Here is a 17,984-nt window from a genome sequence, read left to right as displayed (position 1 = left end):
TTACGCTTTAGTAAAAATAATCGTTGAACAATTTCCTCCAAATCCAAAAGAGTTAGACATAACCGCTTGAATGGATTTATGTAAAGTCTCTTTTTGCGGTATAAGCGTTAATTCTTCCATCGGAGTTGTATGATTCAAGTTCGCAAAAACTACATTGTGCTGTAAGGCTAAGATACTGTAAACGGCTTCTATTGCACCAGCGGCAGCTAAGGTATGGCCTGTAAACGGCTTCGTAGAACTAAATTCAGGAACTTGAGATCCAAAAATACGCTGAATAGCTCGTCCTTCAGATAAATCATTATTTGGCGTGGCTGTACCATGAGCATTGATGTAATCAATAGCTTGTTTGTCAAGCTTTGCCATCGTTAGTGCTTTTTGCATGGCTAAAAACGCACCTTCGCCATCCTCTGAAGAAGCTGTTTGATGGTACGCATCATTCGCATTGCCATAGCCTGCAACGACACCTAAAATCGCTTGATTTCGCGCAAGTGCTATATCTTCTCGCTCCAAAACAAGATAAGCCGCTGCTTCGCCTAAGTTTAATCCTTTTCTATTTTGATCAAAAGGCGTGTTATCCGTATCTGATAAGATCATCAGGGTATTAAAACCATTGACGGTAAACTTGGCTAATGCATCTGTGCCCCCAACGATTACGCGGTCTAATTTTCCAGCTTTTATCATGCGGCATCCCATCATCAGCGCATTAGCTGCAGAAGAACAAGCCGTACTAATTGTGGAAACATAGCCTTGTAACCCCAAGTAATCTGCTATTTTCTCTGTTGAATCTCCTGCTTCTTGACTGGATACGTATTTTCGAACGCTAGAGTCGGTTTGAAAGGATTGATAATACTTTTCAATATAATCCATTCCACCCACCGAAGTAGAAGATATTAATCCTGTACGAACAGCATTAATATCTTGTATATCAGCTTGCTCTACTGCCTGTTTTGCAGCATAAACACCTAATAAAGCCGTTCTCGTATAGTTATTGTCTTCGGGTAGATTTAATTGTTTGATCAATGCGGCAGTTGTAGACTTCACTTCTCCAACCTTGATCTTGTCCTTGTGAATAGAGTCAAACAACGTTAATGTCCCTACACCCACTTCATGTGCGCATAAAGCACGGTAATTTTCTTCAACGGTTTGACCAATTGCAGAAATAATCCCCATCCCCGTAACAACTATACGATTTTGCATATTTATTTTGTTCTATTAGATGAAATATAGGTTGCCATTGTCTCAATCGATTGAAAAATAGCGCGTCCTTCTTTTGGATCACTTAATTTGATTCCATAATCTTTGTCCATTAGTACGATCAATTCTAATGCATCAATCGAATCCAATCCCAATCCATCTCCAAATAGAGGATCTGTATCTTGAATATCGTTGATTTCGATATCTTCAAGATTTAAAACGTCAATGATTTTTGTTTTTAATTCTGTTTTTAAATTTTCCATTTCAATTAAAATAAATGCTTAATACTTTCTATTGTATGTGGTACTTGTCCTTGTTTTTCAACGCAATACAAGACCAATTGATATTCTCCTTCTAAATAATCTACCCAACCGCATATCACTTTTGTTGCGCGATTGGTCTGTAGGGCATACGTTGTGTATTGGTGCAGAAGTGCTGCATCATACACGGGTGAGATAAAAAAGGCATTTTCACCTTGTAAACGGTGTCTAATGCTTATTTCTGCTAAGCAAATATTCGCTAAGGTATACACAAATACGGCAGGGCTTGGGTAACAAGCTGTTGCATCTGCAATAGATGCACTGTGTTTCAGATCCGTATCTAAACTCGAGGTTGAATTACTGAGAAAAAGGGCGGTATCGCGTATAGGTTGCGTTGTCGTTGCAGGTCCTACCAGTAATTCTGCGCCGATAAAAGCCAATTTACTTAGCATATCCATTTTAAAAAACTTGGGATATTCTATTGTTTTTTCCTTGTAGATACGCTTTAAAAACAAAGCCAAATCCTTTGATTCCTCCACATTTGCAATGAAGAGGTTCTTGCCATTTACACTCGCTTTTCCCGCTTTAATTGTGCAATAATCCGCAATATAAAAAGTTTGTTCCCTCATCTTCTGTTTACTTTTTACTTAGTATTACTGCGGTATTTGATCCTCCAAATCCAGAAGCCGTTTTCAACCCAATCTGTAGAGATTTTGCTTCTTTTTTTGTTGTAATATTTACCGCTCTTGACACGCCTAGCTGTGTAAATCCTTTGGAAACGATTAATTCGTTATTTCTCATGCTCTGCATAAGCATTACGAGTTCTAATAAGCCCGCAGCGCCAAGGGTATGACCGAAATATCCTTTTTGACTGTGGATGGGCGTTTGCACTAATCCCAATCGATCAAAGGCAATAGCTTCCATTTCGTCATTGTAAGCGGTAGCGGTACCATGTGCACAAATACAATCGATCTGATCCTGTGTGAGCTGGGCTTCTTTTAGAGCTTCTTGTATACTTAAAAATAAACCTTCACCCGTACGCGATGGTCCTGAAATATGATTGGCATCTGCGATAGAGGCTTCCCCTATAACTTCAAATGACACGCCTTCCACAGCAATGGTGTTGAGGTAAACCGCGGCGGTAGCCTCACCTAAACTCACTCCTTGTCGATTGAGATCAAAAGGGGTACAAGGTTCCTTGCTCATCGCTTGGAAACTAGTAAAGCCCGAAACAACAAAAGGGGTTAATTCATCTCCAGCTACTACATAAGCCTCATCAAACTGTTCCATTTGGATCAATCGCTTGGCAACAGCCACAGCTAAGATCCCTGATACACAGGCATTGCAAACCACAATAGGAGGCGTACTGAAACCAAAAAAATCAGCCACGCGTTGTGCCGATCGATTAATATCCGCTTCTTCTAATTTTCCTCCTGCTAAAGCGGCAATATTTCCTTTCGTTGTAGAAACAACTAAGGCTGTTTTGGCTGTAATTGTTCCTTGAGTGACAATGGGGTGAAGTGTAGTTAGGAGTAAACGTTCAAAACGAGTAAAACCCGATACCTCCCCAATGCTAAGCTGCATTTGTTCATCAATCCAGGCATCGGCAATCTGCCCGCCATAACAAGCTGAAATAAATCCCATCTGATCTATTTTTTTTATGCCTGACTCTTGTGCTTGGATAGCTTTCCAGTTGTAATCTTGACCAAATCCGATGGAGCTAAAACACTCTGCTTTATTGATATATACCTTTCTCATCCTTTTGTCAATCCTAATTTGGCTTTCCATTCTTCATAGAAAGGGGGTATAGCTAACGAAAGATTATTGGCTTTATCGAGGAAAACTTGTGTTGTTTCTCCAGTACAAACCACTTGATCTTGTTCGTTTAAAATCTTAAATCTAAATATAATTTTTGCGGCAGGGCTCGTTACATAGGTCGCTTGAATGCGAATAACATCTCCGTATTTCAACGTTAATTTATGGGCACAAGAAGAGGCAACAATTGGCGTTACATATCCTGCTTGTAGCATGTCTAAGTAAGAGATACCGTATTTTCTGCCAAAGGCTTCTCTAGCATCTTCAAAATACACTAAATAATTGCCATGCCAGACAATTCCCAGTGCATCTGTTTCGTTGAATCGAACGCGAGTCTCAACTTCAACAGTCAGTTCGGAAACTTCTTTATAAAGATCTTTTTTTCTTATCATAAAACAACGCTATTGAGATCATTACTAAAGCAAACAAAAGTAGCAAAATAATCTCAGTTCTAATTTCCCATAAACTCCCTTGTCGAAGCAAAAGAGCGTAATACCCTTCCAATCCCCAATTCATTGGGGACAATTTAGCAACATACTGCATGAAAATTGGCATAGCAAAGGTCGGTACCCAAACCCCACTCACCGCCGCAAGGATCACAACAAAAGTGGCCCCAAACGGAGACGATTGTTCTTGTGTTTGGGCAATTGTTCCAAACACAACACCCAAAGATATAGCAGATAAACCAATACACAAGGTCAATATACTCAAATTAAACAGTTGATTTCCAATAGTGAAAGGCTGTAATCCCAAAGAGGGAAAAACAAATTTTCCCACGCATAAAATTAAATAAAACTGCAACAAGCAAATCACGAGATAGGTCATAATCTTGCCTGCCCAAATAATCCCCATACTGGTTGGAACCGTATAAAGTCTCACCTTCGTTCCTTGATTTTTTTCCTTGACTAAGTTCATGGCAAAAGGCACAATAATAAAGAAAATAGCAAACAAAGACCAGGCTGGGACGTTGTGTTGGACGGCATTTGGTTTTACTTCCTGCTGTAAATCAAGGGGAGATATTTCTTTAAATGCAAAAAGTGCCTGTTGTTTTAAAAGTGCACTACTAGGATCTAAATCGAGCTGAGCAGCAAAAGCGTCATAGATAAATTTATTTTCCGTTTGGGTAACAATGCGATCAATAGCTGCTTTGATTCCCTCTTTATACGCAATTTGCAGGGCTGGATCAAAATACAACACCACTTCTTTTTGTGCAAAACCTGGCTTATCGTTTGGTTGACGTGTCGGTTCACTCAGCTGAAGTACTTCCTCTACATTGGCGTCAATATACTGTTGAATGTCATGGGTCAATTGTTTGGGAATTACAATAGCCAATTGATAGTCTCCTTTGAGCACTGCCTGTGCTGCGCGTTCTTCTGTGAGCGGCTCTTCATCTAAAGCAGTAATTAATTCAAAACTACCCAAGGCATTTACCTCATCAAAAATAGCTTGAGCCACTTCATCTTGATCTCGATCAATAACCAATAGCTGTAGTTTGTGGTTGGTTATATTTTCATACGTATTATTTTGAATAAGCGTAACCACTATAACGAGAAATACGGGCATAATGAATAGAATTGCCAAACCACCTAAATCCCTTGCCAGCAGTTTCACTTCTTTGCGGATGGTCATCAGTAATTTATACATTGTCCTTCAAATTTATACCTGTTAATTGCAAAAAAGCCTCTTCTAAATTCGCTGTTTTCGTTTGCATCATCAAATCTTCACTGGTTCCCAGGGCAAATATTTTTCCTTGATTGATAATAGCAATAGAAGTACACAATTCCTGTACCTCGTGCAAGTGATGTGAGGTGTAAATAATTGTGGTTCCCTTGGCGTTGAGTTCTTTTAGAAAAGAAACAATCAGCAACCGAGATTGTAAATCAACCCCTACAGTTGGTTCATCAAGGAAGAGAATTGTAGGATGGTGTAAAATACCTGCAATGAGGTTGACGCGTCGTTTCATTCCACCCGAAAAGGTGTCAATTTTTTTATGTGCAAAGGCCGCTAGGCCTAAATAGTCGAGATAATATTGAATTTTTTGCTTGAGTTCTTTTCCCTTTAATCCGTACATACTGCCTAAGAACACGAGGTTTTCATAGGCAGAAAGAGTAGGGTAAAGGGCGTATTCTTGCGGAACCACCCCAATGATACGCTTGATTGCTCTTTCATTTTGTTGGTAGGTTTTCCCCTCAATGCTCAACATACCTGAAGTCGGTTTTACCAATCCGTAAAGCATGGATAACAACGTTGTTTTACCAGCGCCATTAGGACCTAAGACGCCGATAAAGTCTCCCTTGTTAATTTGCAAAGAGACAGCTTCAATAGAAAAGAAGTCTGCTCCTTTGTATTGCTTGTATAACTTCTGTATGTCAATAATGGCGGTTTTCATTATAGGGCTTTTTTAAGCTTTTTAAAGAATTGTTCTTCTCGATCGGCCAAAGCATTTAATTCTTTAGACAAGCTGAGGTACACATCCTCTCCATTTTTTCGTTTTTTATACACACGAGCTGCATTGACAGCAAAATCTCTCCACGCATCACCAATGGTTGTCATTTCACTTGCAAACTCGTTTAAAATGGGGGTATTTATCTTTGTAGCTGCTTCTTGTAGAAAAGCGGCGTAAATAAAGCGGAATCCACCGCCTCCTGTTCCGATTTCTTCCTGCATGCGCACCATCTGTGCTAAAAAGTGATTGGCTTTGGGTACACCGTGTTTCTTTGGCCATTTTACAATGGCTTTGGCCACCATTCGCATCCCACGTACGCCTACAATAGGAACAGGTGCAAGCATGTCATTACACGTTTTTTTAATTGCTTTGACAATCGCCTTTTCCCAATCTAACTGTTGTGGGATCGAAAGAGGATAATAAATCTGTCCTTTGGGCGCAAAAGCCCCTTGTGCAAATCGCACTTTTTCTAATTCAGCTGGAGTTAATTCTGTCGTTGTTGCCATCACAGGATCACTAACTAAAAAATTAGCTCCATTTTTACCGTATACCACTAAATTGTGCGCATTAAAATGAAAGCGATATTCATCTGGAAAATAGGGGAGATGATATACCCCCACCTGAAGTCCACAAGGAATTCCCTGTGCTATTTTGGCTTCTAGTTCCCGTTGTGCTTTTTGTTTATCGTTAAATTTAATGCGTTTTACTTTTAATCCTAGACGCTTGGCTAAACGGTTAAAAATTAACCCTGGCATCGGTCGATAGCTAATCGCTGGGGCGTGATTTACTTTGACAAAAGGCAAGTAAACAAAAAACAATCCCGAACCAAGACCAAAAGCCATGGGTTCGCTCATTTGGATGCCTTGATTACTCAATAAATTCGATGCTACTCCATTTTCGCAATGTGCAGCCTGTTTGTGTACAAAATCTATCTTCATCTTATTTACCGCTAAATGCTTTTAACTCCTCTATGGAAATGTCAAAGGCATTGGCATATTTTTGTAGTACAGCTGTACTTAATTTTTTAAAAACATCAGGTTTAAAATGTCGTTTTACACGCCATCTCCAAAGTGACACATACGCACTCAGCGTGGCTAAGTCCATACGATTCACTTCCATAAAATACACAATAGGACTGACTAATCCATTCGCTACTTGTTCTTTTGCTTCTTGCACTCGGGTTTGAATTCCCTCTAAAGTTGCCTCCTGAACGATGGTTTTAGTCTCCCAACCAGAACTAAGCGCAGTAACATACTCGCCTTTTTCATTGACTGCATAACACAATTCTTGGATGTCGTTATCCTGTAAACTGCTTTTATCTTGTGGTACTTCAGACTCTTTCATCTCTTATTGTTTTTGTAAAAATAGATTAACTTCCGCTTTCAGTACAAGTTTATGTGCTGTATGCGTAGTAACCTCAATTAAACAAATTGAAAAATCATTCCCATCTAGGCGAGAAATTAGCTTTCCCTCTGTTACTAGAACCTCATCTACCTGAGGTAATCCCAGAATTTCCACCTTTTTCATTGTACTAATAAATCCCAATACCTGTACATTTTGACGTTCTTGATGATTTTCATCAAAAAAAAAGGATTGTCCCACAATAGCAGAACACGTTTGGGCAGCATTTTCCATCAACCCAACCTCACAAAGCAACTGATCGGTTACAAAAATATTATCTTCTTTTACCAGAAATCGCGTAGCAACACTATCTGCAGTAATAGCTGTAATAATATCCACCATCAGCATTGGATCGCGATGAGGTAAATAATTTTGTATTTCAATTACTTTTGCATTGACCATAAGGCATTATGATTTTGCTAGGACTGTTTTCATCTGTCCTGTTGCTATTGTGATATCCTTACAGGTTGTAGTCAACTCTACTAGAGTTACCCCCATAAATTCATGTAAGATTTGCGCTCTAGTGATTAATTGATCTCCGACTTTAGGCAATTGTGTAATCTCTATCTTTTTAATGGATCCAATATAACCCGTTGGCGCCGCTTTATTTTTCAAATAATAGGCATATCCTGTATGTAAGGCTACTGCCTGTGCCATATGCTCGATAATCCCCGATTCTTGCATCTCTTCATTGGATACGCAAAGATTATCTGTATGGATTGACAAGCCTGCTTCAATAAAATCATCTCCAAACTGATACAGTGCATCCACCATAACCAGTGGTGCTCGTTGTGGAATTAATGTTCCTACTAAGTCCCTTGCAATTAATTCTCTTTTCTCCATGACTAAACCACTTTTAAATACGCATACGCATACGAAAATCGTCCGCTTTCAGGAACAGATAGTAAAATGCGATCGCCTGATTTTAATTGACCTGAGTTCATCAACTCTTCGAACATCAAATAGATAGAAGCAGACCCCACATTACCAACGTGTTTTAGATTCATAAACCATTTGTCTTTGGGAATTTCCATTCCCGCTTCTGCAAATTTGGTATATAATCCCTCTACAAAGTAATGGGACGATACATGAGGTAAAAAATAATCAATATCCGCTACAGTGATTTTATTTTTCTCCAAGGCGGCTTTCATACTTTCAACTCCTTTATCTAAGATATTTTCATTCAATATTTTTACATCTTGTTTCAAGGAGAATACCGATTCTGTCAGCCATTCCTGTGCGTTATAGTCGCTCCACGGCTTAATATTCCCGTCTGGTAATTTATCTCCGCCTGCATACATACATGCTTCTAGTTCAAAAGCGTACGAATAGTAATCCATCCATAAAATTTCGACTGATCTTTCACCTCTGGGTTGGTTTTCTAACAAAAAAGCACCACAGCCATCAGAAAGCATCCAACGGAGAAAATCCTTTTTAAAGGCGATGATTGGCGTTTGTTCCAATGCTTTTAAATTTGCTACTTCACCTTCAAATTTCTCCGATTTCATCCAGGTAGATACTCGTTCTGAACCCGTGCAAACTGCATTGGCTGCCGTCCCTGCTTTGATGGATAAAAAACCAAATTTTAACGCATTCATTCCCGAACAACACACCCCTGAAGAGGAATTGAGCTCCAGTGATTTTGTTTGCATTAGTCCGTGTACCATAGCGGCATGTGAAGGCAATAAGCTATCTGGTGTTGAAGTTCCACAAGAGAGTACTTCGATTTGAGCTAATGCAAACTGCGAATCACATAACCCTTGAATAGCTTCAAAAGTTAGTTGCGCATTGGTATGTGTTACTTTTCCTTGTTTGGTCATCGCGTAATAGCGCGTCTGAATTCCGTTGTTTCTCAACACAATTCGACGTGCTTTAGAGGCTTGTTGATCTATTTTGCCCAATACTTCTTCCATTTCATCATTGGAAATAGGGGTATTCGGTAAACACTTTGCGGCTCTTGTTATAAAAACTCTTTCCATAGCTTTACTTTATTCCTTGAAAATACACTTTATCTCGTTGAATTTTCTTGTATTTGAATGGATACAAAAGGAGGTGAATCAAATGTACGATTGGCGAAATAAGCCAAATTGCTATAAACAAATAGACATTGAAACACTTCAACAAAAAAGGTCGTCGCTTGGGGCTACTTTTCAAAATCAATGCCGACCAAATGCCAAAAAGACGATTGGCTTTTCGATCCATTGAAACCAAAAAATGGCGTACCTCTACGGCATTTTGTTGCACGAGTTCATTTTGTAATCCTTGATAATTAGTACTATATAAATATTTTTTTATTGTATCTCCAAATCGCTTACTAGCCACAATCTCTGCTGTTGAAATGCCAGGTTTGGGCAGTAGGCCGTAAACCTTTCGCTGTTTTCCAGAGAACATCCAATCGACAATGGTAATAACACTGACTAAATTAATATTTCTATCCACAAGTGCAATATTACCAACTAATATACCAGTTATGCTTTGGATTTGTTTTTTTATTTTTTCTTGTGCCATAATCCACATATTTCTACTCCCACTAACCGTTACAATAGGGGTATCGGCTAGTATTTTTTTTGCATAACTGCTTTTTAAAAAGGAATTAATAGGGATAGAAGGCGTTAAATACCAAACTTGATAGCCAAGTATGATTAAATCGTATTTCGTGTCTAAAATAGCCTCAGAAGGCGGTAGTATTGGTTGTTCAATTTGTCGGAATGATTCTGGAAAGACATCGAAAAAGTCCATTTTCTTCCAAGGAAAAGCATAGGGTTTTTCCATTTCTATTTCATACCAGTTTACTTCAATTGCTTCATCTTTTGTTAATGAATCGACCAATTGATCTAATACCCGTTTTAATTGTCCTGATTGACTATAGTAAATAACTAATACACGCTTCATCTTCTTTTTATTTAGTAGGGGTTGGTTTTTCCCAAAAATCATAATAATTAAACCATTGTAAGGGGTATTTTTTTACGATTTGTTCTACGCTAGTACAATAAGATTGAAGCAAATGTTGGGCATCGCGATGTTTTACTTCTGCACGTCGCGTATATAAATGATAGTGTAAATTGCGCTCTTTCATTACATATACATAAGCAACAGGTACTTTCATGCGCGAAGCTATACTGAAGGGACCAGCAGGAAATACGGCTGATTCTCCTAAAAATTCTTCTTGTAGGGTTTTACTACCAGGGAAGAATCGATCCCCGGTAAAACAAATAATTTCATTGTTGGACAAACAAGTATTAATCTCAAAAATATGAGACATATCGTCTTTTACAACAATAAAATTCAGCTTTGTTTTAATGGATATTTGATCAAAATACGCTTTGATAAAACTGTGCTCCCGATCTGTGGTCACTAGGTTAATTTGACAGTCAAAATCAATATCTGCAAAGAAGTATTCTGCTACTTCAAAATTGCCTACATGCGCACTAATCAGAATAGCTCCTTTTTTCTCTGCTAGCAATTCTTTTAGAATTTCGATTCCGTCAAAATCATAAGTAAAGCGATTTCTCAAACCAATTGAAATAGCCGTTTTATCAATGAGTACTTGCCCAAATCTAAAATAGTTGGCATACATCATACACAGCGATTTTACTACGCTAAATTGATGTCTATTGTGAAAGTAATAGTAAAGAACTTTATTGGATTTCCATGCCGTGATAAAATAATAAAAAGCTACAAATATCAGAACGCTATAAGCCATTCTGATACCGAGCTTTTTTATACATAAAACGAAAATTTTATACCCTAGTAAATTACCTTTCGATTTTCCTTGCCATTGCGCCATTGATCATCTTACTTTTGCGTAATCTTGCGTTCAATTAAATCATAAAAATCTTGAAAAGTAACAATAGCTGTAAAATCAGCTTCTACTAATTTAACACCAAAATTTGATTCAATTAATACCACGAGATCAACGTAATCTAAACTATCTAAATTTAAGCTTTCTCTTAAATTATTTTCTGCTTCAATGACCTCTTGATCTACTTCAAATTCTTCTACTAAAATTTGATTAATTTTCTCAAAAATCTCTTTACTATCCATGTATCAACTATATTTTTTTAACTATAAGGGCGGAATTTGTACCACCAAATCCAAAAGAATTGGACAAATATATGTCAAATTTTTTATCCAACGTTTTTTTAACAATGTTAAGTCGGTTCGAGTCTTCATCTCCAATTGTGAAGTTCTTATTTGCGCCAACAAAATTGTTATTCATCATCAGGGTAGAATAAACAATCTCACTAGCTCCTGCCATCCAACATTCATGCCCTGTTAGTGATTTAGTTGAGGTAACATAAGGCATACTCGCGTTGAATACCTCATAGATTGCTTTGGCTTCATTTGCATCTCCTAGTGGAGTAGATGTTGCATGTGCATTAATATAGCCTATTTCATCCACTGCAATACCTGCATTTTCGATTGCTCTGCGCATTGCTGTAGCAGGACCGTCGACATTTGGTGTCGAAATATGTCCACCATTGGATGAAAAACCGTAGCCAATTACTTCAGCGATAATAGGTGCTCCACGCTCCATTGCTGATTCATAACTTTCTAAAATCAACGTTGCCCCACCACCACTAGGTACTAAACCATTGCGATTAACATCAAAGGGACGAGAAGCTTCACTTGGGTCAACTCCTTCTTGTGCAAATACACCCAATCCATCAAAACTCGCCATGGCAAAAGGATTAATTTCTTGAGCACCCCCGCAAATCACAATATCTTGCATTCCTCCTTTAATCAGCGCAAAACCAAGTCCGACAGCATGAGATCCACTAGCACAGGCAGCACTAATGGTCATATTAATTCCCCTCAATTTAAAAATGGTAGATAAATTCATGGTTACCGTCGAATTCATCGATTTAAAAATAGCACCCGAACCAATTAAAGCCGTGTCTTTTTTTTCTCTAAAAATATCAGTTGCCTCAATCACAGCTTTGGAAACACTATCGTTACCATATAGAATACCCACTTCGCGTTGTTCTAAGAAGTCTAAACTGATTTGTGCATTTTTTAAGGCTTCCATTGTTGCTACATAAGCGTATTCTGTTTCCTCTCCTATAGAAAGTCGCTGTCTTCGATTCAAATCAGCTTTCAAATCAGGTCGGGGAACCATCCCCGTATAAGCAGAACGGAATCCCATTTCATGACGTTGTTCATCATAAATAATTCCTGATTTTCCTTCATATAACGATGTTTTTACCTCGTCCAGATTTAATCCTAAACAAGAGTAAATCCCCATTCCTGTAATAACAACTCTTCTTTCCATCAAACGTAGTTATGAATAAATTCCACCATTGATATTAATTACTTCCCCTGTAATATAGCTTGCTTTATCAGAGGCTAAAAAGCCAACTAAATCCGCTACTTCTTCTGTTTTTCCAAATCGATTAGCTGGTATTAATTTCACCAAGGCTGTCGCATCTAAATTAGCGGTCATATCGGTTTCAATAAATCCTGGCGCAATGGCATTTACCGTAATATTTCGCTTCGCTACTTCTTGTGCCAATGCTTTTGTAGCTCCAACAATCGCAGCCTTAGCAGCAGAATAATTCGTCTGCCCTGCTGTTCCCTTCATTCCTGATACAGATACCATATTAATAATGCGTCCATATCGGTTTCTCAACATCTTTTGCATAAAGAACTGCGTTACATTATAAAATCCGTTGATACTGGTTTGCATCACGGTATTCCAATCTTCATAAGACATCCACATGAATAATCCATCTCGTGTAACCCCCGCATTATTGACAACCACTTCTACAACAGCTGTAGGGTTATTCTCCACCCATTGCGTTAATACTTCGGTTACTTCCTCATTTTTACTCACATCAAAACGCAGAATCTCTCCTGTCGCTCCTAACTCCTCAACTTCACGTAGCGTTTCTAACGCCTTTTCTTCATTGGATTGATAATTGATTAAAATATGATATTTTTTTTCTTGTGCTAATCGCAAACAAATCGCTCTACCTATTCCTCTAGATCCTCCTGTTACTATCGCGGTTTTCATTTGTGTATATTTAATTAAATAATTCTACAATTAAGCTTTTAAATAGTCTTTGATCTGTTGTAAATACGGATACAAGGTTTGATCTTCTGAAAAAGTAGGAATAATTTGACGAATATCCGCATACCATTTTTTTGTTGTTTCAGAAACTTGATCCTTACATGCTAAAGCATCAATAGCCTGAACCAAAGTCAATATTTCAATAGTTAAAACCTCAAAACTATTTTCAATGACTTTATCACACAATACTGCTGCATTGGTACCCATACTGACAATATCTTGATTGTCGTTGTTGTTTGGTATACTGTGAATATACATCGATGTTGCTAAGGCTTGACATTCTGCTGTCGTTGAAGTAGCCGTAAATTGCGCTCCTTGCATTCCAAAGTTGAATCCCAATTTTCCGAGGTTGGCAAAAGGGGGTAATAATTCATTAATCTTCGCATTGAGCAAATAATTCAGCTGACGTTCGGCTAACATGGTCAATCGCGTAACAACCAATTTCAATTTATCCATTTCCAAGGAGATATAATCACCATGAAAATTCCCTCCATGATAAACCTGTTGACTCTTTACATCGATTACTGGATTGTCATTGGCAGAATTTATTTCATTTTCCAAGACTTTTCCTACAGCTTGTATCGTTTCATATACAGGACCTAATATCTGAGGAATACAGCGAATGGAGTAGTATTCTTGTACTTTATCTTTGAATATATCCTCTTGATTTGTACCCGAATACAAATGTTCTTCTCTTTTTTTGATGCGTTGACTATCTTGTAAATTTTGCCGCATTTGAGCGGCAATATGACGCTGTCCCTCGTGTAGTTTAGCTTCGTTTAATTCTGCCGACAAGTGATCGTCATAAGCAGCCACCAACTCATTAATAGCACAAGCCATTTTTACAGACCAATCCAATAACTTAGAGGCATTATTCCAATTGAGAATACCAATACCTGTCATCACAGACGTACCATTCATCAAAGAAATACCTTCTCGAATACTAATGCGCATTGGCGTTATGTTTTCGAGTTCAAATACCTCTTTTGTGCTTCTGCGTTCCCCTTGATAGAAAACCTCACCTTCACCTATTAATACCAAAGCCAAATGCGCCAATTGAACTAGATCACCACTTGCACCAACACCTCCATGTGCGAAAATAAGCGGGGTTATTTGTTTGTTCAATAGGGTTTGCATTAACTCAATAACCTCCAAATTAATCCCAGAATACCCCAAAGAAAGCGAATTTAAACGCGCTAAAATGGCAGCGCGAACTTGTGCTATACTCAGGGGATTTCCAAGTCCTGAAGCGTGACTGCGAATTAAATTATATTGTAATGCAACACATTCTTCATCTTTAATTCGATACTGAGCCATCGGTCCAAATCCAGTATTTACGCCATATATTACTTTATTTTTAGCGTAATCACTTAAAAAATTAAAACTCGTATCTACTCGTTCCTTTAGCGCTGGAGCTAAGACTAATTCGTGTTCTGCCTTTAGATATTGTATGAAATTTTCTAAAGATAAGAAGCCATTCAACGTGTTCATTAACTTGGTATATTAGTTATATTTGTATTCAAATTTATGCTTATACCCTCTCTGTATAAGACAGCAACAAATTTAATACTATTAACATAATAAATAGCAAACAATGTCAATCGAAAATGTAGATGTTCTAATAATCGGAGCAGGCCCATCTGGAAGTGTTGCAGGCAGTTACTTACACAAAATGGGTATCAGCACTAAAATTGTTGAAAAAACAAAGTTTCCTAGAATTGTTGTGGGCGAAAGTTTAATTCCCCGTGTAATGGATCATTTTGAAGCGGCTGATTTACTACCTGCTTTACAGACCTACAATTTTCAACCCAAACCTGGTGCGCGATTTATTCGAGGAAAGGAAATCTGTATTTTTGATTTTAGTGATAAGTTTTCTGAAGGTTGGGATTGGACATGGCAAATTCCGCGTGCAGATTTTGACAAAGCTATAACGGATGAAATGCAGCGAAAAGGCATTGATATCCAATTTGAAACTGAGGTGATCAATGTCCAATTTGAAGGAACCGATTCGATAACCACTATTCAAAATGCACAAGGGGAAACCGCTCAAATTCGCGCTAAATTTTTAATAGACGCCAGTGGATATGGACGTGTTTTACCCCGCATGCTCAACTTAGATGCTGCCTCTAAATTAAGTCCACATTCTGCAATTTTCAGCCATATTATAGATGATAGAAGACCCGAAGGAGTAGAGGGAACGCAGATATCCTTTGACATTTTAGAGACCAAAGTATGGCTTTGGGTTATTCCTTTTTCCAACGGAAAAACAAGTGTGGGAATTGTAGGCCCTACGGACTATATCGAAAAACTGGGAAACACCACCACAGAAGCCCTGCAAAATGCTATTAATCTTTCTGATTACTACATCCAACGCTTTGGTGAGTTACCTTTTGATTTTGAGCCAAAAAAATTGTCAAATTATTCAATTAGTGTATCGAAAATGTTTGGCGATGGATACGTATTAACGGGAAATAGCACCGAATTTTTAGATCCCGTTTTCTCCTCTGGTGTTTGTTTTGCCACCGAATCGGGTATGTTAGCAGCTAAATTAGCCATCAAAACCCTACAAGGTGAAACAGTGAATTGGCAAGTAGAATACGCCGATTATATGAAGGAAGGAATCGATGTTTTTACCACCTATATCCAAGAATGGTATACGGGAAATCTACAAGAACTCTTCTTCCATCAACCCGAAAATCCAGATGTAAAACGAAAAATATGTTCTGTTTTGGCTGGCTATGTTTGGGATAAATCCAACCCATTTGTTTTAAAACACAACAGCGTAATACGCAATATGGCCCATCTAATTAAAATGGAAAAAGACAGTTAATCTACTTTTTTACCTCCAAAAATAGCTAGACTAATCGCTTTAAAAAAACAGTACAAGGCCTAGTTGACGATTGGCTTCCCTAGAGCTTTTTCAATAGAAAAAAAAGACAAGCTTGTTATTGCTCTTACTACACGATAAGAAGAATGACAGGACAACTGTATAGTAGATAACGGGATTATAAACAAGAGCTGTACAGCTATATCTGAACTAGACATTTGATGTTTGGGTATGATAGGTCATGTGTCCATATTGAGTCCATGATGACTCCATAGTGACTCTATTAAAACACAGTTTTTTTATAGACTCACTATGGAGCCACAATAGAATTAGTATACTGGTACGTAGACTAGTATACAAAGCAGAATCGACGGTGAATAGGCTAGCATGGTTTTTGGTTTATGCTCAATAGGAAAAATAAAGAGCAAAGAGGATGGGCAATAGACCCTCTTTTTTTTGTTTTTAGTCCATATTTTTATACCCAAACTAATTTCAATCGACAAGGTAAGAAGAGTAAAATGAAGCTTAAAATCCCCTTTATTCTTGCTTTTTATCTTGCTTTTTTCATCTAAAAAAGGTGTTTACCAACTTTAATAAACCACAAAAAACTCTTTTTTAGTTCTCTTTTATTCTTCCGAATTTCACGCAAAATGCTATCCTAAACCGCGTAAAATTTCTTCTTTTATTTTTTATAAATCCCCTCTTTCTCCTCTAGAATTTCTCTTTTATTGCCTTTTTATTTCTTTTCATTTGCGGTTATTTTTCTCTTTTTATAGCGAATAATAACGGTTTTATACACTAAATACAACAATAAAAAGAGCTAAAAATAAGGCTTAATTTTCCTTGACTACTGACTCAAAAAATAGAAGAATGAAACTGTATTTCGCCTGTTTTTAGCCGCACGTAAACTGTTTTTTCCCTCTATTAAAACGGAAAAACACCATTTATCAAACAAGAGAAAAAAGAAATCCCAATTTTGAAATAAGAAAATAATTGATTGATTTACAGCTAGATAACACTTATCAACATCGTTTTTTTTAAAATGATCTAAAGAGCTGATTTTGAAGTAGAAGACAATAAACAGTTTTTGTTGATAAGTAAGGAAAGAATAGAATAACTATTTTTTGTTTAGTTGAAATTAATTACAATACAGGATTAATTAGATGCTGTGCAAATTTATTTTTTATTTTCTATGAGCTAGATATCCATATCCTATCCACCACTTATTAACAGAAATACACCCCCCAAGTTATCGTAAACAGGCTGTTGATAAAGGTTATTAACCGTGTTAATAAGATAGCTATAAGGCTATTTTTAAGCGATTTAAGAAATGATATCGTGTTAATAAGTTTTTATAAGTCAAAACTGCAAATTCTGGCTAAAAAGTTATTGTACATATTAACAAGCAATATAATAGAGAACAATTTTTTAAATTTTTAAAAAGATTTTATTTCTAATTATTATATTGTTGATAACGTTGATAACTGTGATTTTTTGTCTTTTTGAATTTTATGGTCAAAAGTTGACTTTTTCCGTTTTTATTTCTCTTGAAAAATGTGTTTTGATTTTTTAGGATGCGCTGTAGTTTCGCTATTTTTTTTAAGCTGATACTTAGGCGGAAATACGCAAAATAAAAGGGATGTTTTTTGGATGAATACACAAGAGAACGTTTTTTTAGACCGCTTGTCGTTGGGATAAAAAGTATTTTGTTTGTTTGGGTTCAAAAGGGAAGAAATAGACGGGGCAGTTTTTGCTGTAAAACATCTTTAAACTAGAATTTCAACGTCCTGTATTTTGCGTAAAAAATAATTGTAACTCCAGTGTACGAAATACAAAAAATAGACGAGGTAGTTTTTGCTGTGAAATATTTCTAAAATAAATTATCAACGCCCTATATTTTGCGTAAAAAATAATTGTTGCTCCAGTGTTCGAAATACAACAAATAGAGGGGGCAGTTTTCCTGTCCTAGTT

The 17,984-nt window shown here is 37.2% G+C and carries 19 protein-coding genes; 1 reads left to right on the top strand and 18 read right to left on the bottom strand.

Features of this window, described 5'->3' with window-relative positions; translation table 11 throughout:
• From ACPDHL_RS04930 to ACPDHL_RS04845, 18 genes are read right to left on the bottom strand one after another with little or no spacing between them, the layout of a single operon-like run.
• The gene (locus ACPDHL_RS04930; RefSeq protein WP_430531680.1) at positions 1 to 1,197 is read right to left on the bottom strand and encodes a beta-ketoacyl-[acyl-carrier-protein] synthase family protein; all 1,197 of its coding nucleotides are present in this window, start codon (positions 1,195 to 1,197) and stop codon (positions 1 to 3) included.
• Positions 1,198 to 1,199: 2 nt separating this feature from the next.
• A complete protein-coding gene (locus ACPDHL_RS04925) occupies positions 1,200 to 1,457 on the bottom strand; it encodes a phosphopantetheine-binding protein (RefSeq protein WP_430531679.1) in 258 nt (85 codons plus the stop codon).
• Positions 1,458 to 1,462: 5 nt separating this feature from the next.
• A complete protein-coding gene (locus ACPDHL_RS04920; RefSeq protein ID WP_430531678.1) occupies positions 1,463 to 2,083 on the bottom strand; it encodes a 3-oxoacyl-ACP synthase in 621 nt (206 codons plus the stop codon).
• Positions 2,084 to 2,090: 7 nt separating this feature from the next.
• Positions 2,091 to 3,212: a beta-ketoacyl synthase N-terminal-like domain-containing protein gene (locus tag ACPDHL_RS04915; RefSeq protein ID WP_430531677.1), complete on the bottom strand. Its 1,122-nt coding sequence runs from the start codon at positions 3,210 to 3,212 to the stop codon at positions 2,091 to 2,093.
• Entirely contained in the window at positions 3,209 to 3,661 is a 453-nt protein-coding gene (locus ACPDHL_RS04910) for an acyl-CoA thioesterase (RefSeq protein WP_430531676.1), read from the bottom strand. The genes ACPDHL_RS04915 and ACPDHL_RS04910 overlap by 4 nt, the downstream gene beginning before the upstream one ends.
• Positions 3,636 to 4,913, bottom strand: coding sequence for an ABC transporter permease (locus ACPDHL_RS04905; RefSeq protein WP_430531675.1), 1,278 nt, complete (start codon positions 4,911 to 4,913; stop codon positions 3,636 to 3,638). The genes ACPDHL_RS04910 and ACPDHL_RS04905 overlap by 26 nt, the downstream gene beginning before the upstream one ends.
• Positions 4,906 to 5,658, bottom strand: a complete 753-nt coding sequence (locus ACPDHL_RS04900) for an ABC transporter ATP-binding protein (RefSeq protein ID WP_430531674.1) — start codon at positions 5,656 to 5,658, stop codon at positions 4,906 to 4,908. Before ACPDHL_RS04900 ends, ACPDHL_RS04905 begins: the two co-directional genes overlap by 8 nt.
• Positions 5,658 to 6,653, bottom strand: coding sequence for a BtrH N-terminal domain-containing protein (locus ACPDHL_RS04895; protein ID WP_430531673.1), 996 nt, complete (start codon positions 6,651 to 6,653; stop codon positions 5,658 to 5,660). The genes ACPDHL_RS04900 and ACPDHL_RS04895 overlap by 1 nt, the downstream gene beginning before the upstream one ends.
• 1 nt (position 6,654) lies before the next feature.
• A complete protein-coding gene (locus ACPDHL_RS04890) occupies positions 6,655 to 7,059 on the bottom strand; it encodes a hypothetical protein (RefSeq protein WP_430531672.1) in 405 nt (134 codons plus the stop codon).
• Positions 7,060 to 7,062: 3 nt separating this feature from the next.
• Positions 7,063 to 7,518 (bottom strand): ABC transporter permease, encoded by a 456-nt coding sequence (locus ACPDHL_RS04885; protein WP_430531671.1) that lies wholly within the window; start codon positions 7,516 to 7,518, stop codon positions 7,063 to 7,065.
• A gap of 6 nt (positions 7,519 to 7,524) precedes the next feature.
• Positions 7,525 to 7,959, bottom strand: coding sequence for a hypothetical protein (locus ACPDHL_RS04880; protein ID WP_430531670.1), 435 nt, complete (start codon positions 7,957 to 7,959; stop codon positions 7,525 to 7,527).
• Between the two features lie 2 nt (positions 7,960 to 7,961).
• On the bottom strand, positions 7,962 to 9,095 hold the full coding sequence (locus ACPDHL_RS04875) for a beta-ketoacyl-ACP synthase III (protein ID WP_430531669.1): 1,134 nt from the start codon (positions 9,093 to 9,095) through the stop codon (positions 7,962 to 7,964).
• A gap of 4 nt (positions 9,096 to 9,099) precedes the next feature.
• Complete coding sequence (locus ACPDHL_RS04870) at positions 9,100 to 10,008, bottom strand: flavodoxin (RefSeq protein ID WP_430531668.1); 909 nt, start codon at positions 10,006 to 10,008, stop codon at positions 9,100 to 9,102.
• Between the two features lie 7 nt (positions 10,009 to 10,015).
• On the bottom strand, positions 10,016 to 10,903 hold the full coding sequence (locus ACPDHL_RS04865) for a lipid A biosynthesis acyltransferase (RefSeq protein ID WP_430531667.1): 888 nt from the start codon (positions 10,901 to 10,903) through the stop codon (positions 10,016 to 10,018).
• 8 nt (positions 10,904 to 10,911) lie between these two features.
• Entirely contained in the window at positions 10,912 to 11,160 is a 249-nt protein-coding gene (locus ACPDHL_RS04860; RefSeq protein WP_430531666.1) for an acyl carrier protein, read from the bottom strand.
• 7 nt (positions 11,161 to 11,167) lie between these two features.
• Positions 11,168 to 12,388, bottom strand: coding sequence for a beta-ketoacyl-[acyl-carrier-protein] synthase family protein (locus tag ACPDHL_RS04855; protein ID WP_430531665.1), 1,221 nt, complete (start codon positions 12,386 to 12,388; stop codon positions 11,168 to 11,170).
• 9 nt (positions 12,389 to 12,397) lie between these two features.
• Entirely contained in the window at positions 12,398 to 13,129 is a 732-nt protein-coding gene (gene fabG / locus ACPDHL_RS04850) for a 3-oxoacyl-ACP reductase FabG (RefSeq protein ID WP_430531664.1), read from the bottom strand.
• A gap of 30 nt (positions 13,130 to 13,159) precedes the next feature.
• Positions 13,160 to 14,677, bottom strand: coding sequence for an HAL/PAL/TAL family ammonia-lyase (locus ACPDHL_RS04845; RefSeq protein ID WP_430531663.1), 1,518 nt, complete (start codon positions 14,675 to 14,677; stop codon positions 13,160 to 13,162).
• Between the two features lie 103 nt (positions 14,678 to 14,780).
• On the opposite strand from ACPDHL_RS04845, the gene ACPDHL_RS04840 reads away from it, so the two are divergent.
• A complete protein-coding gene (locus tag ACPDHL_RS04840; RefSeq protein WP_430531662.1) occupies positions 14,781 to 16,016 on the top strand; it encodes an NAD(P)/FAD-dependent oxidoreductase in 1,236 nt (411 codons plus the stop codon).
• The last annotated feature ends 1,968 nt before the right edge of the window (positions 16,017 to 17,984 follow it).

This window comes from Myroides sp. C15-4, from assembly GCF_050522745.1.
Lineage (GTDB): Bacteria > Bacteroidota > Bacteroidia > Flavobacteriales > Flavobacteriaceae > Flavobacterium.
The sequence above is the reverse complement of the archived record's forward strand: the minus strand, read 5'-3'. Positions and strand labels throughout refer to the sequence as shown.

What these genes read in the sequence shown, in the direction of transcription:
- ACPDHL_RS04930 (WP_430531680.1), bottom strand. Translation starts at nt 1,197, where the DNA reads ATGCAAAATCGTATAGTTGTTACGGGGATGGGGATTATTTCTGCAATT.
- ACPDHL_RS04925 (WP_430531679.1), bottom strand. Translation starts at nt 1,457, where the DNA reads ATGGAAAATTTAAAAACAGAATTAAAAACAAAAATCATTGACGTTTTA.
- ACPDHL_RS04920 (WP_430531678.1), bottom strand. Translation starts at nt 2,083, where the DNA reads ATGAGGGAACAAACTTTTTATATTGCGGATTATTGCACAATTAAAGCG.
- ACPDHL_RS04915 (WP_430531677.1), bottom strand. Translation starts at nt 3,212, where the DNA reads ATGAGAAAGGTATATATCAATAAAGCAGAGTGTTTTAGCTCCATCGGA.
- ACPDHL_RS04910 (WP_430531676.1), bottom strand. Translation starts at nt 3,661, where the DNA reads ATGATAAGAAAAAAAGATCTTTATAAAGAAGTTTCCGAACTGACTGTT.
- ACPDHL_RS04905 (WP_430531675.1), bottom strand. Translation starts at nt 4,913, where the DNA reads ATGTATAAATTACTGATGACCATCCGCAAAGAAGTGAAACTGCTGGCA.
- ACPDHL_RS04900 (WP_430531674.1), bottom strand. Translation starts at nt 5,658, where the DNA reads ATGAAAACCGCCATTATTGACATACAGAAGTTATACAAGCAATACAAA.
- ACPDHL_RS04895 (WP_430531673.1), bottom strand. Translation starts at nt 6,653, where the DNA reads ATGAAGATAGATTTTGTACACAAACAGGCTGCACATTGCGAAAATGGA.
- ACPDHL_RS04890 (WP_430531672.1), bottom strand. Translation starts at nt 7,059, where the DNA reads ATGAAAGAGTCTGAAGTACCACAAGATAAAAGCAGTTTACAGGATAAC.
- ACPDHL_RS04885 (WP_430531671.1), bottom strand. Translation starts at nt 7,518, where the DNA reads ATGGTCAATGCAAAAGTAATTGAAATACAAAATTATTTACCTCATCGC.
- ACPDHL_RS04880 (WP_430531670.1), bottom strand. Translation starts at nt 7,959, where the DNA reads ATGGAGAAAAGAGAATTAATTGCAAGGGACTTAGTAGGAACATTAATT.
- ACPDHL_RS04875 (WP_430531669.1), bottom strand. Translation starts at nt 9,095, where the DNA reads ATGGAAAGAGTTTTTATAACAAGAGCCGCAAAGTGTTTACCGAATACC.
- ACPDHL_RS04870 (WP_430531668.1), bottom strand. Translation starts at nt 10,008, where the DNA reads ATGAAGCGTGTATTAGTTATTTACTATAGTCAATCAGGACAATTAAAA.
- ACPDHL_RS04865 (WP_430531667.1), bottom strand. Translation starts at nt 10,903, where the DNA reads ATGGCGCAATGGCAAGGAAAATCGAAAGGTAATTTACTAGGGTATAAA.
- ACPDHL_RS04860 (WP_430531666.1), bottom strand. Translation starts at nt 11,160, where the DNA reads ATGGATAGTAAAGAGATTTTTGAGAAAATTAATCAAATTTTAGTAGAA.
- ACPDHL_RS04855 (WP_430531665.1), bottom strand. Translation starts at nt 12,388, where the DNA reads ATGGAAAGAAGAGTTGTTATTACAGGAATGGGGATTTACTCTTGTTTA.
- fabG (WP_430531664.1), bottom strand. Translation starts at nt 13,129, where the DNA reads ATGAAAACCGCGATAGTAACAGGAGGATCTAGAGGAATAGGTAGAGCG.
- ACPDHL_RS04845 (WP_430531663.1), bottom strand. Translation starts at nt 14,677, where the DNA reads ATGAACACGTTGAATGGCTTCTTATCTTTAGAAAATTTCATACAATAT.
- ACPDHL_RS04840 (WP_430531662.1), top strand. Translation starts at nt 14,781, where the DNA reads ATGTCAATCGAAAATGTAGATGTTCTAATAATCGGAGCAGGCCCATCT.